Annotated in this window: 18 protein-coding genes and 1 other RNA gene; 9 read left to right on the top strand and 10 right to left on the bottom strand. The window is 61.9% G+C overall.

Annotated features, from left to right (window positions below; all coding sequences use genetic code 11):
* The first annotated feature begins 195 nt into the window (after positions 1 to 195).
* From zipA to ffs, 4 genes are all read left to right on the top strand, one after another.
* A complete protein-coding gene (gene zipA, locus J3361_RS18890) occupies positions 196 to 1,041 on the top strand; it encodes a cell division protein ZipA (protein WP_207965854.1) in 846 nt (281 codons plus the stop codon).
* Positions 1,042 to 1,194: 153 nt separating this feature from the next.
* Positions 1,195 to 3,552 (top strand): NAD-dependent DNA ligase LigA, encoded by a 2,358-nt coding sequence (ligA, locus tag J3361_RS18895; RefSeq protein ID WP_207965855.1) that lies wholly within the window; start codon positions 1,195 to 1,197, stop codon positions 3,550 to 3,552.
* A 228-nt stretch (positions 3,553 to 3,780) separates the two neighbouring features.
* Entirely contained in the window at positions 3,781 to 4,941 is a 1,161-nt protein-coding gene (locus J3361_RS18900) for a putative zinc-binding metallopeptidase (RefSeq protein WP_207965856.1), read from the top strand.
* A 257-nt stretch (positions 4,942 to 5,198) separates the two neighbouring features.
* Positions 5,199 to 5,295: signal recognition particle sRNA small type (ffs, locus tag J3361_RS18905), an RNA gene on the top strand.
* Between the two features lie 187 nt (positions 5,296 to 5,482).
* Here ffs and J3361_RS18910 read toward each other — a convergent pair.
* Positions 5,483 to 5,797 carry a helix-turn-helix transcriptional regulator gene (locus J3361_RS18910; RefSeq protein ID WP_053120652.1) on the bottom strand — a complete coding sequence of 105 codons (315 nt, stop codon included), beginning with the start codon at positions 5,795 to 5,797 and terminating at the stop codon, positions 5,483 to 5,485.
* A 338-nt stretch (positions 5,798 to 6,135) separates the two neighbouring features.
* Here J3361_RS18910 and J3361_RS18915 point away from each other — a divergent pair, with 338 nt between their 5' ends.
* Positions 6,136 to 7,884 carry a GGDEF and EAL domain-containing protein gene (locus tag J3361_RS18915; protein WP_207965857.1) on the top strand — a complete coding sequence of 583 codons (1,749 nt, stop codon included), beginning with the start codon at positions 6,136 to 6,138 and terminating at the stop codon, positions 7,882 to 7,884.
* Here the strand turns inward: J3361_RS18915 and J3361_RS18920 are convergent.
* Positions 7,830 to 8,600: a transporter substrate-binding domain-containing protein gene (locus tag J3361_RS18920; RefSeq protein ID WP_207965858.1), complete on the bottom strand. Its 771-nt coding sequence runs from the start codon at positions 8,598 to 8,600 to the stop codon at positions 7,830 to 7,832. The genes J3361_RS18915 and J3361_RS18920 overlap by 55 nt on opposite strands.
* A 132-nt stretch (positions 8,601 to 8,732) precedes the next feature.
* Here J3361_RS18920 and dnaX point away from each other — a divergent pair, with 132 nt between their 5' ends.
* From dnaX to recR, 4 genes are all read left to right on the top strand, one after another.
* Positions 8,733 to 10,805, top strand: coding sequence for a DNA polymerase III subunit gamma/tau (dnaX, locus tag J3361_RS18925; protein ID WP_207965859.1), 2,073 nt, complete (start codon positions 8,733 to 8,735; stop codon positions 10,803 to 10,805).
* A gap of 64 nt (positions 10,806 to 10,869) precedes the next feature.
* Entirely contained in the window at positions 10,870 to 11,208 is a 339-nt protein-coding gene (locus J3361_RS18930; protein ID WP_003183512.1) for a YbaB/EbfC family nucleoid-associated protein, read from the top strand.
* A 211-nt stretch (positions 11,209 to 11,419) separates the two neighbouring features.
* Positions 11,420 to 12,448: an NADP-dependent oxidoreductase gene (locus J3361_RS18935; RefSeq protein WP_207965860.1), complete on the top strand. Its 1,029-nt coding sequence runs from the start codon at positions 11,420 to 11,422 to the stop codon at positions 12,446 to 12,448.
* Positions 12,449 to 12,514: 66 nt separating this feature from the next.
* Entirely contained in the window at positions 12,515 to 13,117 is a 603-nt protein-coding gene (gene recR / locus J3361_RS18940) for a recombination mediator RecR (protein WP_053183983.1), read from the top strand.
* Between the two features lie 125 nt (positions 13,118 to 13,242).
* Here the strand turns inward: recR and J3361_RS18945 are convergent, their stop codons facing one another.
* The 8 genes from J3361_RS18945 to ccoG all read right to left on the bottom strand — a co-directional run bounded on the left by J3361_RS18945 (position 13,243) and on the right by ccoG (position 21,928).
* Positions 13,243 to 13,791 (bottom strand): adenine phosphoribosyltransferase, encoded by a 549-nt coding sequence (locus J3361_RS18945; RefSeq protein WP_003199587.1) that lies wholly within the window; start codon positions 13,789 to 13,791, stop codon positions 13,243 to 13,245.
* Positions 13,792 to 13,867: 76 nt separating this feature from the next.
* Positions 13,868 to 14,602 (bottom strand): fumarate/nitrate reduction transcriptional regulator Fnr, encoded by a 735-nt coding sequence (gene fnr / locus J3361_RS18950; protein WP_207965861.1) that lies wholly within the window; start codon positions 14,600 to 14,602, stop codon positions 13,868 to 13,870.
* A gap of 94 nt (positions 14,603 to 14,696) precedes the next feature.
* The gene (gene hemN, locus J3361_RS18955) at positions 14,697 to 16,079 is read right to left on the bottom strand and encodes an oxygen-independent coproporphyrinogen III oxidase (RefSeq protein ID WP_207965862.1); all 1,383 of its coding nucleotides are present in this window, start codon (positions 16,077 to 16,079) and stop codon (positions 14,697 to 14,699) included.
* Between the two features lie 316 nt (positions 16,080 to 16,395).
* A complete protein-coding gene (locus tag J3361_RS18960) occupies positions 16,396 to 17,079 on the bottom strand; it encodes a sulfite exporter TauE/SafE family protein (protein ID WP_207965863.1) in 684 nt (227 codons plus the stop codon).
* The gene (gene ccoS, locus J3361_RS18965; RefSeq protein ID WP_003183505.1) at positions 17,072 to 17,290 is read right to left on the bottom strand and encodes a cbb3-type cytochrome oxidase assembly protein CcoS; all 219 of its coding nucleotides are present in this window, start codon (positions 17,288 to 17,290) and stop codon (positions 17,072 to 17,074) included. The genes J3361_RS18960 and ccoS overlap by 8 nt, the downstream gene beginning before the upstream one ends.
* A 24-nt stretch (positions 17,291 to 17,314) precedes the next feature.
* Positions 17,315 to 19,765, bottom strand: coding sequence for a heavy metal translocating P-type ATPase (locus J3361_RS18970; protein WP_207965864.1), 2,451 nt, complete (start codon positions 19,763 to 19,765; stop codon positions 17,315 to 17,317).
* A gap of 196 nt (positions 19,766 to 19,961) precedes the next feature.
* Complete coding sequence (locus J3361_RS18975) at positions 19,962 to 20,501, bottom strand: FixH family protein (RefSeq protein WP_207965865.1); 540 nt, start codon at positions 20,499 to 20,501, stop codon at positions 19,962 to 19,964.
* An 11-nt stretch (positions 20,502 to 20,512) separates the two neighbouring features.
* On the bottom strand, positions 20,513 to 21,928 hold the full coding sequence (gene ccoG / locus J3361_RS18980; RefSeq protein WP_207965866.1) for a cytochrome c oxidase accessory protein CcoG: 1,416 nt from the start codon (positions 21,926 to 21,928) through the stop codon (positions 20,513 to 20,515).
* Positions 21,929 to 22,423 lie beyond the last annotated feature (495 nt).

Consider the following 22,423-nt stretch of genomic DNA (forward strand, 5'->3'; position numbering starts at 1 on the left):
GGCAAGCTGCAAGTGAGGTGGCTTGTGGCTTTCAGCTTGTAGCTTGTAGCTGCGGGTCATGCTAGTTTAATGTCAATTTTTCGTATGCGTGGGCAAAACGCCATTCAGAACATAGAGTTGGCGCCACGTTTTAAAGCGGTTTGCAAATAGCTAAGCCCCTTATTTTTCAGCATTTTTATAGAGGCACGGGATTACATGGAAATCGGTCTGCGCGAGTGGCTGATCGTCATCGGCATCATTGTCATTGCCGGTATTCTTTTCGACGGCTGGCGTCGCATGCGCGGCGGCAAGGGGAAACTGAAGTTTCGCCTGGATCGCAGCCTGTCGAACCTGCCCGATGAGGATGATAGCGCCGAGCTGCTGGGCCCGCCGCGGGTACTGGACACCCACAAGGAACCGCAACTGGACGAGCACGACTTGCCGTCGATGAGCGCGCCTGCCCGTGAGCCTCGGGAGTCGGGTTCCAAGCGTGGCAAGCGCAACAGCGAGCCGTCCCAGGGTGATTTGAACCTGAACCTCGACCTGGATGGCGGGCCGAGCTTCAGCAGTCGCGACGGTGACTTCCCGGACGAGAGCAAGGCCCCGAGCGCCGATAAAGACCAGGCCCAGGCTGAAGAAGTGCTGGTGATCAGCGTGATCTGCCGCGACCCGGCCGGCTTCAAGGGCCCGGCGTTGCTACAGAACATCCTCGAAAGCGGCCTGCGTTTTGGCGAAATGGACATTTTCCACCGTCACGAAAGCATGGCCGGTAACGGCGAGGTGCTGTTCTCCATGGCTAACGCGGTCAAGCCTGGCGTGTTCGACCTCGACGACATCGATCATTTCAGCACGCCGGCGGTGAGCTTCTTCCTCGGCCTGCCGGGCCCGCGTCATCCCAAGCAAGCCTTCGATGTGATGGTAGCCGCGGCGCGCAAGCTGTCCCAGGAGCTCAATGGCGAACTCAAGGATGATCAGCGCAGCGTGCTGACCGCCCAGACCATCGAGCACTACCGCCAGCGCATCGTCGAATTCGAGCGCCGGGCACTGACCCAGAAGCGCTGATCAATGACACAGGCTCTCCCTGACCGGAGAGCTTTTTGTGGCAGGAGAGCTTTTGTGGCGAGGGAGCTTGCTCCCGCTGGGGGCGAAGCCCCCCAAAAGGTTTAAAAAGAATGAGCAGCCCAGGCTGCTCTTTTGCTTTATGAGAGAACACCCATGAACGCCGTTGAAACCCGCATCCTAGAGCTGCGCACCGAGCTGGATCAGCACAACTACCGTTACCACGTCCTCGACGAGCCGAGCATCCCGGACGCCGAGTACGACCGCTTGTTTCACGAGCTCAAGGCCCTGGAAGAGCAACACCCGGAACTGGTCACCAGCGATTCCCCGACCCAGCGAGTCGGCAGCGTGGCGCTGTCGGCGTTCAGCCAGGTGCGTCATGAAATCCCGATGCTCAGCCTGGGCAACGCCTTTGACGAAACCACCATGCGCGAATTCGACCGCCGGGTGACGGAAGGCCTCGACCTGCCCATGGGCGACTTGCTGGGTGGCGGCGCGGCGGTGGAGTACAGCTGCGAGCCGAAGCTCGATGGCCTCGCGGTCAGCCTGTTGTACCAGGACGGCATGCTGGTGCGCGGCGCTACACGCGGTGACGGCACCACGGGCGAGGACATCAGCGTCAACGTGCGCACCGTGCGCAACATTCCCCTCAAGCTGCAGGGCAGTGGCTGGCCACCGCTGCTGGAGGTGCGCGGCGAGGTGTACATGTCCAAGGCCGGCTTCGAGCGCCTCAACGCCACGCAGATGGAGGCGGGCGGCAAGACGTTTGCCAATCCGCGCAACGCGGCGGCCGGTAGCTTGCGTCAGCTCGATTCGAGGATCACGGCCAACCGTCCCCTGGAGTTCTGTTGCTACGGTATCGGCCAGGTGACGTCGGACATCGCCGATACTCACATCGGTAACCTCAAGCAACTCAAGGCCTGGGGCATGCCCATCAGCCGTGAGCTGAAGCTGGCCCACGGCATCGACGAGTGCCTGGATTACTACCGTGACATCGGCGAGCGGCGCAATGCGTTGCCCTATGAGATCGACGGTGTGGTGTTCAAGGTCAACAGCATCGCTTCCCAGCGCGAGCTCGGTTTCCGCGCCCGGGAACCGCGCTGGGCCATTGCCCATAAGTTTCCCGCCACTGAAGAGCTCACCGAGCTGCTGGACGTCGAGTTCCAGGTCGGCCGCACGGGCGCGGTGACCCCGGTGGCTCGCCTCAAGCCGGTGAAAGTCGCTGGCGTGACCGTGGCCAACGCCACCTTGCATAACATGGACGAAGTGGCGCGCCTGGGCGTGATGATTGGCGACACGGTGATCATCCGCCGTGCCGGTGATGTGATTCCGCAGGTGGTGCAGGTCGTCACCGAGCGCCGTCCGGAAAACGCCCGCCCGGTGGAAGTGCCCCAGCAATGCCCGGTCTGCGGCTCCCACGTCGAGCGCACGCAATTGATCAAGCGCAGCAAGGGCCGCGAGACTGTCAGCGAAGGTGCGGTGTACCGTTGCGTCGGTCGCCTTGCCTGTGGTGCGCAGCTCAAGCAGGCGATCATCCATTTCGTCTCGCGTCGGGCGATGGACATCGAAGGCCTGGGCGAGAAGAGCGTCGAGCAACTGGTGGACGAGGGCCTGGTGGGGTCGCCTGCCGACCTGTATGCGCTGACCTTCGAGCAGGTGGTGGACCTGGAAGGTTTCGCCGAGCTGTCGAGCAAGAACCTGCTGGCCGCCATCGTCGACAGCAAACAGCCGAGCCTGGCGCGTTTCATCTATGCCCTGGGCATCCCGGACGTGGGTGAGGAAACGGCCAAGGTCCTGGCCCGCTCCCTCGGTTCGCTGGAGCGCGTGCAGGCGGCGTTGCCCCAGGTGCTCACCTACTTGCCTGATGTCGGCCTGGAAGTCGCCCACGAGATCCACAGCTTCTTCGAAGACTCGCACAACCGCCAGGTGATCAAGGACCTGTTGCGCCATGGCCTGGAGATCCAGGATCAGGGCGAGTTAGGCGCTGAATTCTCCGCCAGCACGACCCTGGGCGGATTTCTCGACAAGTTGCACATTCCCTCGGTGGGGCCGGGCGGGGCGCAGAAGCTGGCGGACAAGTTCGGCTCTCTCGACGCGGTGATGAACGCCGACTGGCTGGACATGCGCCAGGCCCTGCCGGAAAAACAGGCCAATGCCGTGCGCGAGTTCTTTGCCATCGCCGCCAACCGTCAGCAGGCCGAAGCGGCGGAACAGCAGTTGCGCGACTTTGGCATGCACTGGCAGAGCGAGAAGAAGGTCGTCGAAGGCTTGCCCGAAGCAGGGCACACCTGGGTGCTGACCGGTTCGCTGGAGCTGATGAGCCGCGACGTCGCCAAGGATAAGTTGGAGAGCCTGGGGGCCAAGGTCGCCGGGTCCGTGTCGGCGAAAACCCACTGCGTGGTGGCCGGGCCGGGTGCTGGTTCGAAGTTGACCAAGGCCAATGAGCTGGGGTTGAAGGTGCTCGACGAACAAGCCTTTGTCGATTTCCTGGCGGGCCATGGCATCACGGTCTGAGGGTGATCGGCTTTTGTGGCGAGGGAGCTTGCTCCCGCTGGGTGGCGCAGCCGCCCCAATCGGGGCGACCCAATCCTCCTGATGAATCGCGTTAGCCGGTTTGCGACGGCTGCGCCGCCGAGCGGGAGCAAGCTCCCTCGCCACGGTCCATGGTGTTATGACCCAGCGTTTTGGAACGATCATGAACGTAAGGTGATCTAGTCTTGCAGGCTCCAGGGAGAGATCGCCATGTACCGCTTCTTCGAACAACTGAGCTCACGCATCGCCGCGCCGTTCCTGGGCGATCGGTCACGTAACAGCAAGGTCTGGCCGTGCCGCTGCGGCCAGTCGCTGTTCTTTCGCAACAGCCAGTGCCTGGCCTGTCTGGCGGCGCTGGGTTATCAACCTGAGCGGAGCCGCCTGTCCTCCCTGCAACCCGGTGAGCAACCCGACACCTGGACGCTGGATGCCGATCCGCACGCGGGGCTGTTCCGCCGTTGCGCCAACCTCGACACCCCGGCGGCCTGCAATTGGCTGCTGCCGGACAATGGCCACGATACCCTGTGCATCGCCTGTAGCCTGAATCGCACCATTCCCGACCTGTCGATTCCGGAAAATCCTGAACGTTGGCGCAAGGTCGAGACCGCCAAGCGTCGACTGGTCGCGCAACTGATCACCTTCGGTTTGCCGGTCATCCCGAAAACCGTCAATGAAGACATAGGCCTGGCGTTCGATTTCATCGGCGTCGACCCAGATGGCACGCCGCCGACCACGGGTCACGCCAGCGGATTGATCACCCTCGACATCAAGGAGGCGGACGATGCCCACCGTGAATACGTGCGCCAGCAGATGCGCGAGCCCTATCGCACCTTGCTTGGGCATTTTCGCCATGAGGTGGGGCATTACTACTGGGACCGGCTGATTGCCAACAGCCACTGGCTCGAGGCTTTTCGCGAGCTGTTCGGTGACGAGCGCGCCAGCTACGCCGAAGCCCTGGAGCGACACTACCAGCAAGGCGCGCCGCTGGATTGGCAAACCCGCTACGTCAGTGCCTACGCCACCATGCACCCATGGGAGGACTGGGCGGAAACCTGGGCCCATTACCTGCACATGATGGACGCCGTGGACACTGCCCTGGGCTTTGGCATGAGTGCGCGGGAGATGGATTTCGACTACCAGCCGTTCCCGCCCGAGACCTTGTACGACGCCGAACACGCAGGCGGCGCGGCCTTCCTCTCGTTCGTCAACGCCTGGATCGAACTGGCCGGCATGCTCAACGAACTGTCCCGCAGCATGGGTCAGCCGGATTTCTACCCGTTCGTCGTACCGGCGGCCGTCATTACCAAGCTGCACTTCATCCATCTGGTGATTCAGGAGGAGGGCGGTCGGGCGGATGAGGTGTTGTTGTAGAGGCACAGAACCCCTGTGGGAGTGTTCACCGTCCAGTGTTCACCGCCGTTCTCCTGTGGGAGCGGGCTTGCTCGCGAAAGCGGTGGGGCAGCTTGCATCTATATTCGATGCGGCAACGTCATCGCGAGCAAGCTTTGCTCCCACAGCAAGTGCTTGAACGCCTTCAGTTTTTTAATCCGACACGAACGGTTGTAACTTCTTGCCAGATAGGTACAATGGCGCGGCTCGCCGTCAGGCGGGCGTCGTTATGGTGACCCCATCGGTCCCCCCGCAACGATTACCCGTGAACCTGGTCAGATCCGGAAGGAAGCAGCCACAGCGGGAACATTGTGTGCCGGGGTGTGGCTGGTGGGGTTGCCTCCATAACGCCCAAGCCTTCATTCGCAAGGTTTGCCAAATTCCAAATTTCTTGTTGTTTCGGTTGATCGATATGGATCGGTGCTTTCTGCTGTCCAGGTTTTTGCTGGACAGGGCAAGTGAGCGTCAAAGAGAAGCCGGGCCTGTCTCGCATCGACGGGCCCGGCTTTTTTACGGGTCTGTATCAAGGCTTGGACAAGGCCTGGTCGACCGCCGCAATCAGCTTCCCAAGATCCTTCGGGGTGGCTTTGTGTATGACACCGAACAGGTACGCCCGCTGTTCGTCCTCGTCGGCCATGTCCGCAAAAAAGGCCTTCAGTTGCACATCCAGCACATTGGCAAGCAGGAACAAGGCTTCGACGCTGGGGGTGTAGGTGCCGGTTTCGAAGCGGCTGATGGTTTTAGGGTCAAAACCGGTTTTTTCGCCAAGTTCAGCCTGAGTAAGCCCCGCTACTTTGCGGTAGCGTCTGATGGCTGGACCCAAACTTGAAATTTGCATCGCTTAATTCCCATTTAGAATCAAGAACTTAACGATAGATTTTCGCATTAGGCAACCGCGTGATCCATCACCTTGCTTTGCAAAGTGTGATGTGTTTCGTAGAATCGGCCTTTGGCACGGGTATTTGGTGACCAGCTTTGCGAAGCCGAGGGGTGTGCAAAGACCGGGCCTTGTGTTTCTTGCCACGATACAAGGCAAGGGCTGAGCCCTCCCTGGGCACCGCCAGGGCCCGCGCTCCAGCTTCCCTCAAAGTGTTTGAGCCTAGTTGATTTTCGCCTGTCCTGAAGGCGGTGCAACCGCGCGCGACAAATGAGCCTGACTCATGGATGACTGCTTCGATGGATAAGAAGTACCGCAGGGCCGTTGACGCCGCCGCGATTTTTTCCGAGACCGATCTGAGCGGGCGCATCACTTACGTCAACGATCAATTTTGCAGCCTTTTTGGCTACCGGCGCGATGAGTTGCTGGGGGCGAACCATCGCCTGCTCAATTCCGCTCAGCACCCCGGCGAGTTCTTCAGCGCCATGTGGCGCACCATTTCCCTGGGTCAGGTCTGGAAAGGGGAAATCTGCAACCGGGCCAAGGACGGTACGCTGCATTGGGTCGACACCACCCTGGTGCCGGTGATCGACGACGATACCGGCCAAATCGAGCGCTACCTGGCGATTCGCTTCGATGTCAGCGAAAAGCGTCGCCTGCTGCATTCGCTGCAATGGCGGGTCGGTCACGATGTGCTGACCGGGCTGCCCAATCGTACTTACCTATCGGACTTGCTGGACCAGGCCCTGGAGTTTTCCCGTGCGGAAAACCTGCCCTTGGCGGTGTGCATGCTCGATCTCGATGGCTTCAAGGCGGTCAATGACGGTTATGGCCATGCCAGTGGTGATCGGCTGCTGGTGGAGGTGGCCAGGCGCCTGCGCAGCATCGTGCGTGGCGAGGATGTGGTGGCGCGGCTGGGCGGGGACGAGTTCGTGCTGGTGCTGCGCCATGTGCGAGGGATGGAAGAGTTGCATGCCGCGTTGAACCGGGTGTTGATCGCCGTCTCCATGCCGTATGGCATTGATGGCAAGGACATCAAGGTCTTCGCCAGCATTGGCGTCACGCTGTTCCCGTGGGACAACGAAGACGCCGAGACGCTGCTGCGTCACGCCGACCAGGCGATGTACGTGGTGAAGCAAAGCGGTCGCAATCGTTTCCATTTGTTCGATGTGTCCCGGGACAAAGAGGTACGGGCCACTTACCAGACCGTCGAACGGGTCCGCCAGGCACTGGCCGATAATGAGCTGCGGCTGCATTTCCAGCCCAAGGTCAATATGCGTCATGGCACCGTGGTCGGTCTGGAGGCGTTGCTGCGTTGGAAGCATCCGCAACGTGGCTTGGTGCCGCCGCGGGAGTTCCTGCCCCTCGTGGAGGAAACCGACCTGATCGTTGAAATCGGCGAGTGGGTCATGGAGCAGGTATTGACCCAGTTGCAGCAATGGCAGCAAGCGGGGCAGGGCTGGCCGGTGAGCATCAATATCTCGGCGCGGCATTTCCAGCGGGCGGATTTTGTCGAGCGGCTGCGGCAAGTGCTGGAGCGGCATCCGGCGGTGCCGCCACGCCTGTTGGACCTGCAGATTGTCGAGTCCGTCGCCGTGGAAAACCTAACCCACGTCAGCACCTGCCTCCAGGCGTGCCAGGCATTGGGGGTGGAGTTTTCCCTGGGCGGTTTCGGCACCGGCCACTGCTCGCTAAACGACCTCAAGCACCTGCGCACGCAAACCATCAAGATCGACAAGACCTTTGTCCGCGACATCCTCGATGACCGCGACGACTTGGCACTGACTGAAGCGGTGATCGGCCTGGCCCGGGCCTTTGGTCGCGAGGTGGTCGCCGAGGGGCTGGACAGCCTGGAGCACGGCCAACTGCTGCTGAGCCTCGGCTGCGAGGTGGCACAAGGTTATTTCATCGCCCGGCCCATGCCGCCCGAACAGATACCCGACTGGGTTCAGGGGTTCATCCCGCCGTCCCAGTGGCAACAGCGGCCCGGCGATCAGGGCGAGGGTGTCTCGCTCCTGACCCACGATGTTTCACTGCGGCCGGTGTAAAGCTGGATGATCGCGTCGATTTCCCCGGACGTTTTCATATTCAACAGTGTCCTCAGAATGCGTTGTGCGGGGATGTCCGGATCGTTGCGCACGTAACAGCTCAACTGCTGTTCCTGCAGGACGGCTACCTCATGGAGTTGCCGATCAATGGTATGGCGTTGATTGAACCAGTCCAGCGCCCATTGATTACTGATCCCGTAGCGATAACGCCCGGCCAGCAGTTTCGCCAGCACTTGTTCCTGGCTACGGGCATCGTCGCGGTGCAGTTGACCGGTGTCGAACAAGGGTTGCAGGGTCGGGTAGCTATAGCCGAGCACGGTGCCGATGGCTTGTTGCGGCAGCGTTGCTGGGGTGACGGCCGCCGGTGCGCTGGTCGGGGCGACGAGCAGGTCGCGCTGGAAAAACAACGGGATGCTCCACAGGTAATCGCCATTGTCCTTCACCCAGTCAGGGCTGACATAGCAACGTATATCGATTTCGCCGTGTTTCATGGCTGCGTCGAGCCGGGCGCGGGACAGGACGTGGAATTGCGCCGGCCTTCCCACTTGGGTCGCCAGGCTGGTCATGATATCGGGAAGGATGCCCTGAATCGGGCGGCCTCGTTCGATCTGTACCATGGGCATTGCCCAGCCGTCGGTAATGGCGAAACGCAAGGGGTCTTCTTCGGCGAAACAACCGGTACCCAACAACAGCAAAGCCCCCATGGCTGAGCGCATAAACTCTCCCTGACTGTGTAAAACCGCGTCGACAACCCAAGCTTAGTCAGATTAGACGAGCACACCGGATGCAATTTCGCCCCTGCTCCGCTAGCATTAGCCGCTTATGTTCCTTCGTTGCGACGGTTTTCGATGAGTTATCAGGTTCTTGCACGTAAATGGCGTCCGCGCTCGTTCCGCGAAATGGTCGGCCAGACCCATGTGCTCAAGGCTCTGATCAATGCCTTGGACAGCCAGCGGTTGCACCATGCCTACCTGTTCACCGGGACCCGGGGCGTGGGCAAGACCACCATCGCGCGGATCATTGCCAAGTGCCTGAACTGTGAAACCGGCATTACCTCGACGCCTTGTGGCGAGTGTTCGGTGTGCCGGGAAATCGATGAGGGCCGTTTCGTCGATCTGATCGAGATCGACGCCGCCAGCCGCACCAAGGTCGAGGACACCCGCGAACTGCTCGACAATGTGCAGTACGCCCCGAGCCGTGGGCGCTTCAAGGTCTACCTGATCGACGAAGTGCACATGCTCTCCAGCCATTCCTTCAATGCGCTGCTCAAGACCCTTGAAGAGCCGCCGCCCTACGTCAAGTTCATCCTGGCGACCACTGACCCGCAGAAACTTCCTGCAACGATTCTGTCGCGGTGCCTGCAGTTCTCCCTGAAGAACATGACGCCGGAGCGGGTGGTCGAGCACCTGACCCACGTATTGGGTGTCGAGAACGTGCCGTTCGAAGACGATGCGCTGTGGCTGTTGGGCCGCGCCGCCGATGGTTCGATGCGTGACGCCATGAGCCTGACCGACCAGGCCATCGCTTTCGGTGAAGGCAAGGTCATGGCTGCCGATGTCCGAGCCATGCTCGGCACCCTCGATCATGGCCAGGTCTATGACGTCTTGCATGCGCTGATCGAAGGCGATGCCAAGGCGCTGCTCGAAGCGGTGCGTCACTTGGCCGAGCAGGGCCCGGACTGGAATGGCGTGCTTTCGGAAATCCTCAACGTGCTGCACCGTGTCGCCATCGCCCAGGCGCTGCCTGAAGGCGTCGACAACGGCCACGGCGACCGTGACCGCGTACTGGCCCTGGCCCAGGCGCTGCCGGCCGAAGACGTGCAGTTCTATTACCAGATGGGCCTGATCGGCCGTCGCGATCTGCCCCTGGCGCCGGATCCGCGGGGCGGCTTCGAAATGGTCCTGTTGCGAATGCTGGCGTTCCGGCCAGCCGACACGGCGGATGCGCCGAGGCAAGCGCTAAAGCCAGTGGGGATCAGCCAGGCCACAGCTGATTCCGCCAAGCCAGTGGCTGCCGCGCCCGTCGTTGCGCCGGCAGTGTCGGCTCCGGCCGCGGTGGTGCCTGTCGCCCAGCCGATGCCGGCGCCAGTTGTCGCGACGCCTGAGCCGGAACCCGAACCGGTCGTCGAGACGCTCCCCGAGCCCGTCGCCGAAGAAGTCATCGACCTGCCTTGGAACGACCCGGTCGAGCCGCAAGTGGTCCAGCAACCGGTTGTCGAGCCCGTGTTGGAAACCGTCGCCGAGCAGCCTGAGTTGCCGCCGATGCCGCTGCCGACGCCCGACAGCGTCGTGCCCGATGCGCCAGAGTGGGTGGCCGCGCCGGTGCCCGAGCCGACAGTGGCCGACGTCGATGTCGCCACGCCGGGCATCGACCTGGACGACGAACCGCCGCTGGACGAGGATTACATCGAGCCAGACATGGATTCGGCCTACAGCTACCTGGATGACCTGGCCAGCGAGCACGCCGCTGAACCGGCCCCGGAGCCCGAGCCAGAACCGGCGGCGATGCCGGCCACCGGCCTGGCCCTGCAATGGCTGGAACTGTTCCCTAAATTGCCGATCAGCGGCATGACCGGCAGCATCGCCGCCAACTGCACGCTGATGGCCGTGGAAGGCGACCACTGGCTGCTGCACCTGGATCCAGCACACAGTGCACTGTTCAACGCGACCCAGCAGCGTCGCCTCAACGATGCGCTGAACCAGTACCACCAGCGTAACCTGACGTTGACCATCGAGCTGATCAAGCCAGAGCAGGAGACCCCGGCCCAGGCCGCGTCCCGCCGTCGTGCCGATCGTCAGCGCGAAGCCGAGGAGTCGATCCACGGTGATCCATTCATCCAGCAGATGATGCAACAGTTCGGCGCCGTGGTCCGTCACGATACTATCGAACCTGTCGAGGCCCCGGTCACCCAGGGCTCATAACTGAAGGCGTCGGGCCGAACGGGCCGGGCGCGTTGTTTATCCAAGTACTTTCGAGGTGATTCCCATGATGAAAGGTGGCATGGCCGGCCTGATGAAGCAGGCGCAGCAGATGCAGGAAAAGATGGCCAAGATGCAGGAAGAACTGGCCAACGCCGAAGTCACCGGCAAGTCCGGCGGCGACATGGTGACCGTGGTCATGACCGGTCGCCATGACATCAAGCGCGTCAGCATCGACCCAAGCGTGGTCGAAGGCCTGAGCGAAGACGACAAGGAAATGCTCGAAGCCCTGTTCGCCGCCGCCGTCAATGACGCGGTGCGCAAGATCGAAGCCAACAGCCAGGACAAGATGTCCGGCATGACCGCTGGCATGCAACTGCCGCCGGGCATGAAACTGCCGTTCTGATTCGCCATCCCGCTTGGGATGGGCTACACACAATGCCAGGCATCGCGCCTGGCATTTTTGTTTCTGTCGTAGGGGCGAGCGCTGGCAGGAATTTACCTGAGGGAGCAAGCCTTGCTCCCACAAGTTCCCACAGCATAAACATCGAACGCCGCCCCCTCGGTAATGGTCTGCTTCCTATACGTGTCCGCTCAACGAACAAGGAGACGCATCCATGTCATCGATTTCCAACCAGCGCATCGTCCTGGCCTCCCGCCCCCAAGGTGCGCCCACCCCTGAAAATTTTCGTCTTGAACATGTGACACTGCCGGATCTGGCAGAGGGACAGATCCTGCTCAAGACTCTGTTCCTGTCCTTGGACCCCTACATGCGCGGACGCATGAGTGACGCGCCTTCCTACGCCGCTCCGGTGGAAATCGATGAGGTGATGACCGGCGGCGCTGTCAGCCGCGTGGAGCGTTCGACGCACCCGAAATTCCATGAGGGCGATTTGGTGGTTGGCGTTACGGGTTGGCAAACCCACAGCATCAGTGACGGGCGCAACGTGATGCCCATTCCCTCCGGACTGCCCAGTCCATCAATGGCCCTGGGTGTGTTGGGCATGCCAGGCATGACCGCTTACATGGGGCTGATGGACATTGGCCAGCCCAAGGCCGGGGAAACCCTGGTGGTCGCGGCCGCATCGGGTGCCGTGGGCTCGGTGGTCGGCCAGGTGGCGAAGATCAAGGGCCTGCGTGTCGTCGGCGTCGCGGGCGGCAGCGAGAAATGCAAGTACGTGGTCGACGAGTTGGGCTTTGATGCCTGTGTCGATCACAAGAGCGCCAATTTTGCCGAGGAACTGGCGCGGGCCTGTGACAAGGGCATCGACATCTATTATGAAAACGTCGGCGGCAAGGTCTTCGACGCCGTCGTGCCGTTGCTCAACGCCAAGGCGCGGATCCCGCTCTGCGGCCTGATCGCGTCCTACAACGATCATCAGGCACCGAGCGGCCCGGATCGCTTGCCGCAATTGCAGCGCACCTTGCTGACCAAGCGCGTGCGGATTCAGGGGTTTATTGTGTTCGACGACTATGCTGATCGGCAGCCGGAGTTCCTCAGTGCCATGGCCCCTTGGGTGCGCGATGGCAAGGTCAAATTCCGCGAGGACGTGGTGGACGGCCTGGAAAATGCGCCACAGGCGTTTATCGGCCTGTTGGAAGGGCGCAACTTCGGCAAGTTGGTGGTGCGGGTCGCACAGGATTGAGTATTTGACGCTAATCGGAGGCGCGGGTATAAACCGCGTCTCGTTGTTATGTCGGACATTTCCTCCATGAGCTTCAGCCCTTTGATTCGCCAATTGATCGATGCCCTGCGAACGCTGCCGGGTGTCGGTCAGAAAACTGCCCAGCGCATGGCGTTGCAATTGCTCGAGCGTGATCGCAGCGGCGGTTCGCGCCTGGCCCAGGCCCTGAGCCAGGCCATGGAAGGTGTCGGGCATTGCCGTTTATGCCGCACCCTCACCGAAGACGACCTCTGCCCGCAATGTGCCGATCCGCGTCGGGACGACAGCCTGCTCTGCGTCGTGGAAGGGCCGATGGATGTGTATGCGGTGGAGCAGACCGGTTTCCGTGGTCGTTATTTCGTGCTCAAGGGCCATTTGTCCCCGCTCGATGGCTTGGGGCCTGAAGCCATTGGCATTCCACAGTTGATCGCCCGAATCGAAGAGGCGGGTACGTTCACGGAAGTCATCCTCGCCACGAACCCGACGGTAGAAGGCGAAGCCACCGCCCATTACATCGCCCAATTGCTGAACAATAAAGGCCTGGTCGCCTCCCGCATCGCCCACGGCGTGCCGCTGGGTGGGGAGCTGGAATTGGTGGACGGCGGGACGCTGGCGCATTCGTTTGCGGGGCGTAAGCCGATCGCCTTGTAACAGCCACAATAAATCACCTGTGGGAGCGAGCCTGCTCGCGAAGGCGGTGGATCAGTCAGAAATCATCTGCTGATACTCCGCCTTCGCGAGCAGGCTCGCTCCCACAGGGTTATGCATAGTGACGGTTATTTTTCGCTGAGCGAAAACTGCGTCAGGCAGAACGTCGGGATCCCCATGTCTTCCAGGCGCTGGGAGCCGAGCAGTTCCGGCAGGTCAATGATCGCCGCGGCTTCGTGGACCTTGGCGCCCATGCGGCGGATCAGGTTGGCGGCGGCGATGAGCGTGCCGCCGGTGGCGATCAGGTCATCGAACATCACCACCGAATCCCCCTCGCACAGGCTGTCGGCATGCACTTCAAGGAAGGCTTCGCCGTATTCGGTCTGGTAACCCTCGGCCAGCACATCGGCCGGCAGCTTGCCTTGCTTGCGGAACAAGATCAGCGGCTTGTTCAACTGATAGGCCAGGATCGAGCCGATCAGGAAACCCCGCGCATCCATCGCGCCAATGTGCGTGAACTCGGCCTCGACATAGCGGTGGGCAAAGCTGTCCATGACCAGTCGCAGGGCAGTTGGGGATTGGAACAGCGGGGTAATGTCGCGAAATATCACGCCGGGCTTGGGGAAATCGATCACGGGGCGGATCAGGGATTTGATGTCGAAGGAGTCGAAGACCATCGTGGAAGTGTCCTGGCAGGGCTGCAAACGCGGCAGTATAGCGCGGCTGGGAACATCCCTCAGTCGCGCAGGCTCATCAGCCGTCGATCGAGCCGCCGGCCAGGGCGCAGAGCTGGATCGGGTCGAGAATGTGAATTTCCTTGCCTTCGGCGGCAATCAACTCGTTCTGCTGGAAGCGGGTGAATACCCTGGACACGGTTTCCACCGCCAGGCCCAGGTAATTGCCGATTTCGTTGCGCGACATGCTCAGGCGGAACTGGTTGGCCGAGAACCCGCGGGCGCGGAAGCGTGCCGAGAGGTTGACCAGGAACGTGGCGATACGCTCGTCGGCGGTTTTTTTCGAAAGCAGCAGCATCATTTGCTGATCGTCACGAATTTCCCGGCTCATGACCCGCATCAACTGGCGGCGCAGTTGCGGCAGCTGTATGGACAACTCGTCCAGGCGATCGAAGGGAATTTCGCACACCGAGGTGGTTTCCAGCGCCTGGGCCGAGACCGGGTGGGACTCGGTGTCCATGCCGGACAGGCCCACCAGTTCGCTGGGCAAGTGGAAACCGGTGAGCTGTTCTTCGCCGCCGTCGCTCAAGTTGAAGGTTTTCAGGGCGCCCGAGCGCACGGCATAGACGGAGTCGAACGCGTCGCCCTGGCGAAACAGGAATTCACCTTTTTTCAACGGGCGACCCCGTTTGACGATGTCGTCCAGCGCGTCCATATCCTCCAGATTCAATGAAAGTGGTAGGCAGAGGGGCGCCAGGCTGCAATCCTTGCAATGGGCCTGGTTGTGGGCGCGCAGTTTGACTGGCTCGGACATTTCTTAAATCCTTGTGGGAAATCACGCATAAGGCGTAAGGGTACCCCAGAGATAGCACTCCGGCCAGTGCGGTGTCGTCGTCAAATTGTCGCGCTCAAATGACCCGGGAGAAACGTTGGCGATTGTGCTGCTCCAGGTAGGCGTCGAACACCATGCACACCGACCGTACCAGCAGGCGTCCCGCGGGCAGTACCTGGATGTGAACATCATCCAATTCGATCAGACCGTCCTCGGCCATCGCCTGTAATTGCGGCCACAGCGGCGCGAAGTAACCGCGAAAATCGACATTGAAACGGTGCTCGATGTCAGCGAAGGCCAAGTGGAAATGGCAGATCAACTGCTGGATCACCGCGCGTCGCAACCGATCGTCGGCCGTGCAGATCAATCCGCGACTGGTTGCCAGTTGCCCGTCGGCGAGGGTGTTCTGGTAATGGTTCAGGTCACTGCTGTTCTGGCAGTACAGATCGCCGATCTGGCTGATGGCTGACACGCCGAGGCCGATCAGGTCGCAATGACCGTGGGTGGTGTAGCCCTGGAAGTTGCGCTGCAACGTGAATTCTTCCTGGGCGATGGCCAGTTCGTCGTCGGGCAGCGCGAAGTGGTCCATGCCGACGTAGCGGTAGCCGGCGGCGGTCAACTGTTCGATGGTGCCTTGCAGCATCGCCAGTTTCTGCTCCGGGTTCGGCAAGTCTTGGCTGTTGATACGCCGCTGGGGCATGAAGCGTTCCGGCAGGTGGGCGTAGTTGAACACCGAGAGACGGTCCGGTTGCAGGTGGATAACTTCTTCTACGGTGCGGGCGAAATTGTCTGGAGTCTGCTTGGGCAGCCCGTAGATCAAGTCGATGTTGATCGAACGGAACTGCAAGGTCCGGGCAGCCTCGACCACCGCACGGGTTTCTTCCAGGCTTTGCAGGCGATTGACGGCACGCTGCACGGCCGGATCAAGGTCTTGCAGGCCGATGCTGACCCGATTGAAACCCAGCTCACGCAACAAACCCATGGTCGACCAGTCGGCTTCCCGGGGATCGATTTCGATGCTGTAGTCGCCGGAGTCGTCGTCGAGCAGGTTCAGGTGTTTGCGCAACGAGGCCATCAGTTGCCGCAGTTCATCATGGCTGAGAAACGTCGGGGTGCCGCCGCCAAAGTGCAGTTGTTCCACACGCTGGGTGGGGTCCAGGTGGCAGCCGATCAGTTGGATTTCCTGTTCCAGGCGCTGGAGGTAGGCGTGGGCGCGGCCACGGTCCTTGGTGATGACCTTGTTGCAGGCGCAGTAGTAGCAAATGTTCGCGCAGAACGGCACGTGCACATACAGCGACAGTGGCCGCCGGGCCTTGCGGCTGTCACGCAGGGCGTGGAGCAGGTCGAAGGTGCCCACCTGGCCGCCGAACTGCGCCGCAGTGGGGTACGAGGTGTAGCGTGGTCCCGCCAGGTCGTAGCGGCGGATCAGGTCTGAGTCCCAACGGATGGCGTCGAGCATGCGGGTGTTCCCCGGATAGGCTGGCATGGGGCGAGTCTAGGGGGATAGGGGCGGGGCGGTTTTGATTTGCGTCAACGGGGCATCGGAGTTGTCGAGGATGATGTCAATCCAGGCAACTCAAAACCCGTGGCGAGGGAGCTTGCTCCCGCTCGGCTGCGCAGCAGTCGCCATATCAGCGAATGCGTTCCATCTGAGGATTGCAGGGGCCTGCTTCGCAGGCCAGCGGGAGCAAGCTCCCTCGCCACAAGGCTGCTCCCAACTATCGAGTCCACGCCCGCCACTGTCTGCGAGCTTGCTCGCGATTGGAGCGACTCGGTCAATGCCCCATGAGCCAATGCTGATGCGGCCCCGGCAGTGTCCATATCCCGAAAATAATCACCAACAAGCCACCGGCGACGCGCACGCTGCGTTTGCGCAGCAGGGCGGTGACGCGCTCGGCTGCCAGGCCGGTGGCGAGCAGCACCGGCCAGGTGCCCAGGCCGAAGGCGAGCATCAGCAGGGCACTGTCCAAGGCATTGCCTTGGCTGGCGGACCAGAGCAGGGTGCTGTAGACCAACCCGCACGGCAGCCAGCCCCACAGGGCGCCGAGCAGCAAGGCCCGGGGCAGACTCGACACCGGCAGCAACCGGTTGGCGACGGGTTGGATGTGCCGCCACAAACCACGCCCCACGCTTTCGATGCGGGTCAGGCCGCTCCACCAGCCCGCCAGGTACAGGCCCATGGCGATCAACAGCAAGCCGGCCAGCACCCGCATGATCATCGCGGCCGGGCTGTTGGACACCGCCCAGCCGGCCAGGCCGATCAGCAGCCCGGCGGTGGCGTAGCTGAGGATCCGCCCCAGGTTGTAGGCCAGCAGCAACCGGAAGCGGCGGCTGCGCTGTTCCTTGGGAATCGCCAGGGTCAGGGCGCCCATCAGGCCACCGCACATGCCCAGGCAATGGCCGCCACCGAGCAGGCCGAGAATGACCGCCGATACCAGCAATGGCATCAGGTCAAGCATGGGGTGGGGCCTTGTCGTCCGGCTTGCGAGCCTCGCCACTGGCTTCGTCCACCGCCGCTTTGTGGTTCGGGTCCTGGTCGTCGAACAGAATGCTGTGGGCCGGGCCGTCGAGATCGTCGTACTGCCCGCTGTCCACGGCCCAGAAGAATATGTACACGGCGATGGCCACGATCAGCAGCGCGGCCGGAATCATCACGTAAAGAGCTGGCATGTCGGAACTCCATGCCCGCGCGGCTCAGGCCGGGAGCGGGCGGGTATCGGGCGTGGCGGCGAACACCTGCGCCTTCGGTTGGCGGGTCAGCCTCAAGGCATTCAACACCACGGTCAACGAACTGATGGACATGCCGACCGCGGCCCACACCGGTGTAATCCAGCCGAGGGCGGCGAACGGCAACATGAGGCCATTGTACAGCCCTGCCCACAGCAGGTTCTCGACGATCACCCGGCGGGTGCGTCGGGCCAGGCTGAAGGCGTGGATCAGGGCCTCGAGGCGGTTGGACAGCAGCACGGCATCGGCACTGGTCTTGGCCAGGTCGGTGGCCGAGCCCATGGCGACACTGATGTCCGCCGCCGCCAGGACCGGCACGTCGTTCACCCCATCGCCGAGCATCAGCACCTTGCGGCCCTGTTGATGCAACTGTTGCAACACGGCCAGTTTGTCGTCCGGGCGCAGCCCGCCGCGGGCCTCATCGATGCCCAGCTCGGCGGCGACGCCGGCAACCATCGGTGAGCTGTCACCCGACAGCAGCAGCGTTCGCCAGCCTCGCGCCCTGCAGGCCGCCAGCAGGGCCGGGGCATCGGCGCGCAAGCGGTCATCGAGGACGAACCAGGCCAGTGGTCCGATCTCATCGCCCAGTAACAGCCATTGCCCGGCTTCGTCCGGCATCTGCGGTACGGGGGCGCCACTCAGCCCGCAGACAAAACCGGGCTGACCGATGCGCAGGCGCTGTTCCGCCACCCAGCCTTCCAGCCCCAGCCCCGGGGTGCTGTGCACTTGTTTGGCGGCCAACGGCGCACGGCCAAAAGCCCGGGCGATGGGGTGTTCCGAGCGGTTTTCCAAGGCCGCGGCCAAGCCCAGGCACTGATCGCTGTCGAGGCCCGCCAATGGCCGAATGGCGCGCAACGCCAGGCGGCCTTCGGTCAAGGTGCCGGTCTTGTCGAAAATCACCGTGTCGATCTGGTTCAGGCCCTCCAGCACATGGCCGCGGGTCAGCAGCAGGCCAAGCTTGTGCAAGGTGCCGGTAGCGGCGGTGAGGGCGGTCGGCGTGGCGAGGGACAGTGCGCAGGGGCAGGTGGCGACCAGCATCGACAGGACGATCCAGAAGGCCCGCGAGGCATCCAGTTGCCACCACAGCAAGCCGATGGCCGCGGCCGCGACCAGCGAGAACAACAGGAACCATTGGGCGGCGCGATCGGCGATTTCCGCCAGTCGCGGTTTTTCGGCCTGGGCCCGTTCCAACAGGCGCACGATGGCCGACAACCGAGTGTCTTGCCCGAGGGCCAGCACTTCGACGGTCAGGGCGCCTTCGACGTTCAGCGTGCCCGCAGTGACCGCATCGCCCATTTGCCGAGGTTGTGGCAGGTATTCACCGGTCAGCAGCGATTCGTCGATGCTGGACTGACCCTCGAGGATCTTGCCGTCGGCCGGCAGGACCGCCCCGGGATGCACCAGTACCCGGTCGCCGGTACGCAATTCGCTGAGCAGGATGCGTTCGCTCTGGCCGTCATCCGCCAGGCGCAGGCACGAGGCCGGCAACAGATTGACCAGTTGGGCGGTGGCGGCAGCCGTGCGTTCCCGGGCGCGGCGCTCCAGGTAACGGCCGGCCAGGAGGAACAGGGCGAACATGCCCACGGCATCGAAGTACAACTCGCCGACGCCGGTGATCGAGGTCCAGATCCCGGCAATGTAGGCGCTGCCGATGGCCAGGGACACCGAAACGTCCATGGTCAGGTGGCGGGTGCGCAGGTCGCGCAGGGCGCCTTTGAAGAACGGCGCGCAGCTGTAGAAGACGATGGGCGTGGTGAGAAACAGGGCGACCCAGCGCAGGATGGTGTGCATCTCCGGGCTCAGGTCGATGTTGAATTCCGGCCAGGTGGCCATGGTCGCCATCATCGCCTGGAACCACAACAGGCCGGCCACGCCCAATTGGCGCAGGGCCAGGCGGTTCTGTGCGGCGAGCTGTTCGCAGGCCTGGTCGGCCTGATAGGGGTGGGCGACATAGCCGATCTGGCGCAACTCGGCGAGCAGCGTGCTCAGCGGCAATTGGGTATCGGCCCAGCGCACGTGCAGGCGATGGTTGGACAGGTTCAACCGCGCCTCGGCCACGCCCGGCAGGCTGCGCAGTTGTTTTTCGATCAACCAGCCGCAGGCGGCGCAACTGATGCCTTCCATCAACAGGGTGGTTTCGGCCAGTTCGCCTTCATGGCGGACAAATGATTGCTGCACGTCAGGGCGATCGTACAGCGCCAGTTCATCGGTCAACTGGACGGGCAGGGATTCGGGGTTGGCCGATGCTTCACTGCGATGCTGGTAATAACTTTCCAGGCCGCCGGCGACAATGGCTTCGGCCACCGCCTGGCAGCCCGGGCAGCACAGCTCGCGGGTTTCACCGAGGACAACGGCGGTGAAGCGACTGCCAGGGGGGACGGGCAGGGCGCAGTGGTAGCAGGGCTGTGGAGTGGTCATGGGTATCGCATGAAGGCCTTTGTGGAAGGAGCTTGCTACAAGTGAGGGCGCTTTTTGTGGCGAGGGAGCTTGCTCCCGCTGGCCTGCGTAGCAGGCCCAAAGCAGCCGACACGATGGAGCCTGATAGCGCCGGGACTCAGGCGTCAGGGCCGCTTCGCAGCCCAGCGGGAGCAAGCTCCCTCGCCACAACAGCAGCCTATTTTTTCAGGTCTTCAGCGCCTTGCAACGGTTCATCGCCGAGCAGGATGGCCTGGTCGTGGTTGATCTGCTCTTCTTCAAACAAGCGCCAGGTCTTGTCGTTCTCCACTCCCAGCAATTCGACAAAGCGCCGGCCTTCGATCTTGTCCGTCAACTGGCCAACGTAGCGCCCCGGTTCGCTGTCGTTGCGGGTCAGGACGACCTTGCGATCCTTCTCCGGCTGGGTCGGTGAGATCAGGCTCAGTTCCAGGGTCTGGGGACGGCTGTCGCCGTTCAGGCGCAGGTTGACTTCGCCGGTCACGTCATCCAGTTGCACGTTGGCATGCAGTTGCAGGGTCTGGGCCAGCAATTCGCGCTCCAGCGAGCGGTTGATGCCCTTGCCGGCTTCGTAATAGTTGTCGTTGACCAGATTGTCGGGGTTGTTCACCGCAATGGTCACCATCGTCAGGCTCAGCGTTACCGAGCAGGCAAGAATCCCGATAATGATCCACGGCCAGAGGTGCTTGTACCAAGGGCTGGTGGCGGTTGCTGCAGGCATGTTCAGTTCTCTCAACGAGTTTGTGGGCCGATGAACCGGCTCTTGGCTTCGACATGTACGCTTTCGTCATCGGCGTCCTTGAGGATGAACGTCACCTCGTTGGTGCTCGATGGCAGTTGTTCCGGTGCGCTGGACAGCTCAACCGGCTGGCTGTAGATCTCGCCGGCCGCGACCTTGATTTCCCGGCGACCTTGCAGCTTGAGGTCGGGTAGGCCAACGGCTTCCAGGACGTACGTATGGTCGCGTTGGTCTTTGTTCATGATCTTCAGGCTGTAGACGTTCTCGATCCGGCCTTCGGCGTTTTCGCGGTACAGCACGCGGTCCTTGCTGACATCGAACCCCACCAGCGAGCGCATGAAGAACGCCGCCGCCAGCAGGCTGATCATGGTCAGCAGCACCAGGGCGTACCCGATCAGGCGCGGGCGCAGTTTATGGGTTTTCTGTCCCGAAAGGTTGTGTTCGGTGGTGTAGCTGATCAGGCCGCGGGGATAATCCATCTTGTCCATGATGTTGTCGCAGGCATCGATGCAGGCGGCGCACCCGATGCACTCGATTTGCAGGCCGTCGCGGATGTCGATGCCGGTGGGGCAGACCTGGACACACATGGTGCAGTCGATACAGTCCCCGAGGCCCAGGGCCTTGTAGTCCACGCCTTTCTTGCGCGGGCCACGGCTTTCGCCACGACGCGGGTCGTAGGACACGATCAAGGTGTCCTTATCGAACATCACGCTTTGGAAGCGCGCGTAAGGGCACATGTAGATGCAGACCTGTTCACGCAGCCAGCCAGCGTTGCCGTAGGTGGCGAGGGTGAAGAAGCCGATCCAGAAATACGACCAGCCATCGGCCTGACCAGTAAAGAACTCGAACACCAGTTCGCGGATCGGCGTGAAGTAACCGACGAAGGTCACACCGGTGACGAAACCGATCAGCAGCCATAGGCTGTGCTTGGCGAGCTTGCGCAGGAATTTGTTGGCGCCCATGGGAGCCTTGTCGAGCTTGATGCGCTGGTTGCGATCACCTTCGGTGACTTTCTCGCACCACATGAAGATCCAGGTCCACACGCTTTGTGGACAGGTGTAGCCGCACCACACCCGGCCGGCATAGACCGTGATGAAAAACAGGCCAAACGCGGCAATGATCAGCATCCCTGAGAGCAGGATGAAATCCTGGGGCCAGAAGGTTGCACCAAAAATAAAGAATTTGCGCTCTGGCAGGTTCCACCAGACGGCTTGGTGGCCGCCCCAATTCAACCACACCGTACCGAAATACAGCAGGAACAAGAATGCTCCGCCCACCATCCGCAGGTTGCGGAACAGGCCGGTGAAGGCGCGGGTGTAGATTTTTTCCCGAGAGGCATACAGGTCGACGCTTTTGTTCGCGTCCTTGGCAGGCGGAGTGACGTCATGTACCGGAATCTGGTTACTCATCAAATGCATCCCACGGCAGTGGAAAAGTGCCGGGGCCAGTACGTGCCGACCACGGTCAGAAAGGGTGTTGCGGTGGCGCAATGATACGCCTGTCGCTCTAGCCCAAGGGTGCGACCTTTGGTCGCGTTGGGGGGCTGCATAGAATGGTGTAGAGGATGTAACAAGTCATGATCCAGATCAATTGACTATAGACAGTCGATGGCGTTGGCGAAACGAAGGCCACGTTCTGAGGGCTCCCCTGTTCGTGGCGAGGAGGCCTTCTGTGGCGAGGGAGCTTGCTCCCGCTCGGCGGCGCAGCCGTCGTAAATCAGGCGGGTGCGGTCTGACCTGGAAAAGCCTGGCGATTTTCTGGGGCGGCTTCGCCACCCAGCGGGAGCAAGCTCCTATCAAACAAAACGCAAGCACTTGATTTTCTAAAACAAATTCCAGGTCAAGGCTGCACGATAGCGAATAGGTTCAATTTCCACGGAAAATGTGGTTGCCCAGAATCTATGG

This window comes from Pseudomonas sp. OA65, assembly GCF_017498305.1.
In the GTDB taxonomy this organism is placed as follows: domain Bacteria; phylum Pseudomonadota; class Gammaproteobacteria; order Pseudomonadales; family Pseudomonadaceae; genus Aquipseudomonas; species Aquipseudomonas zanjanensis.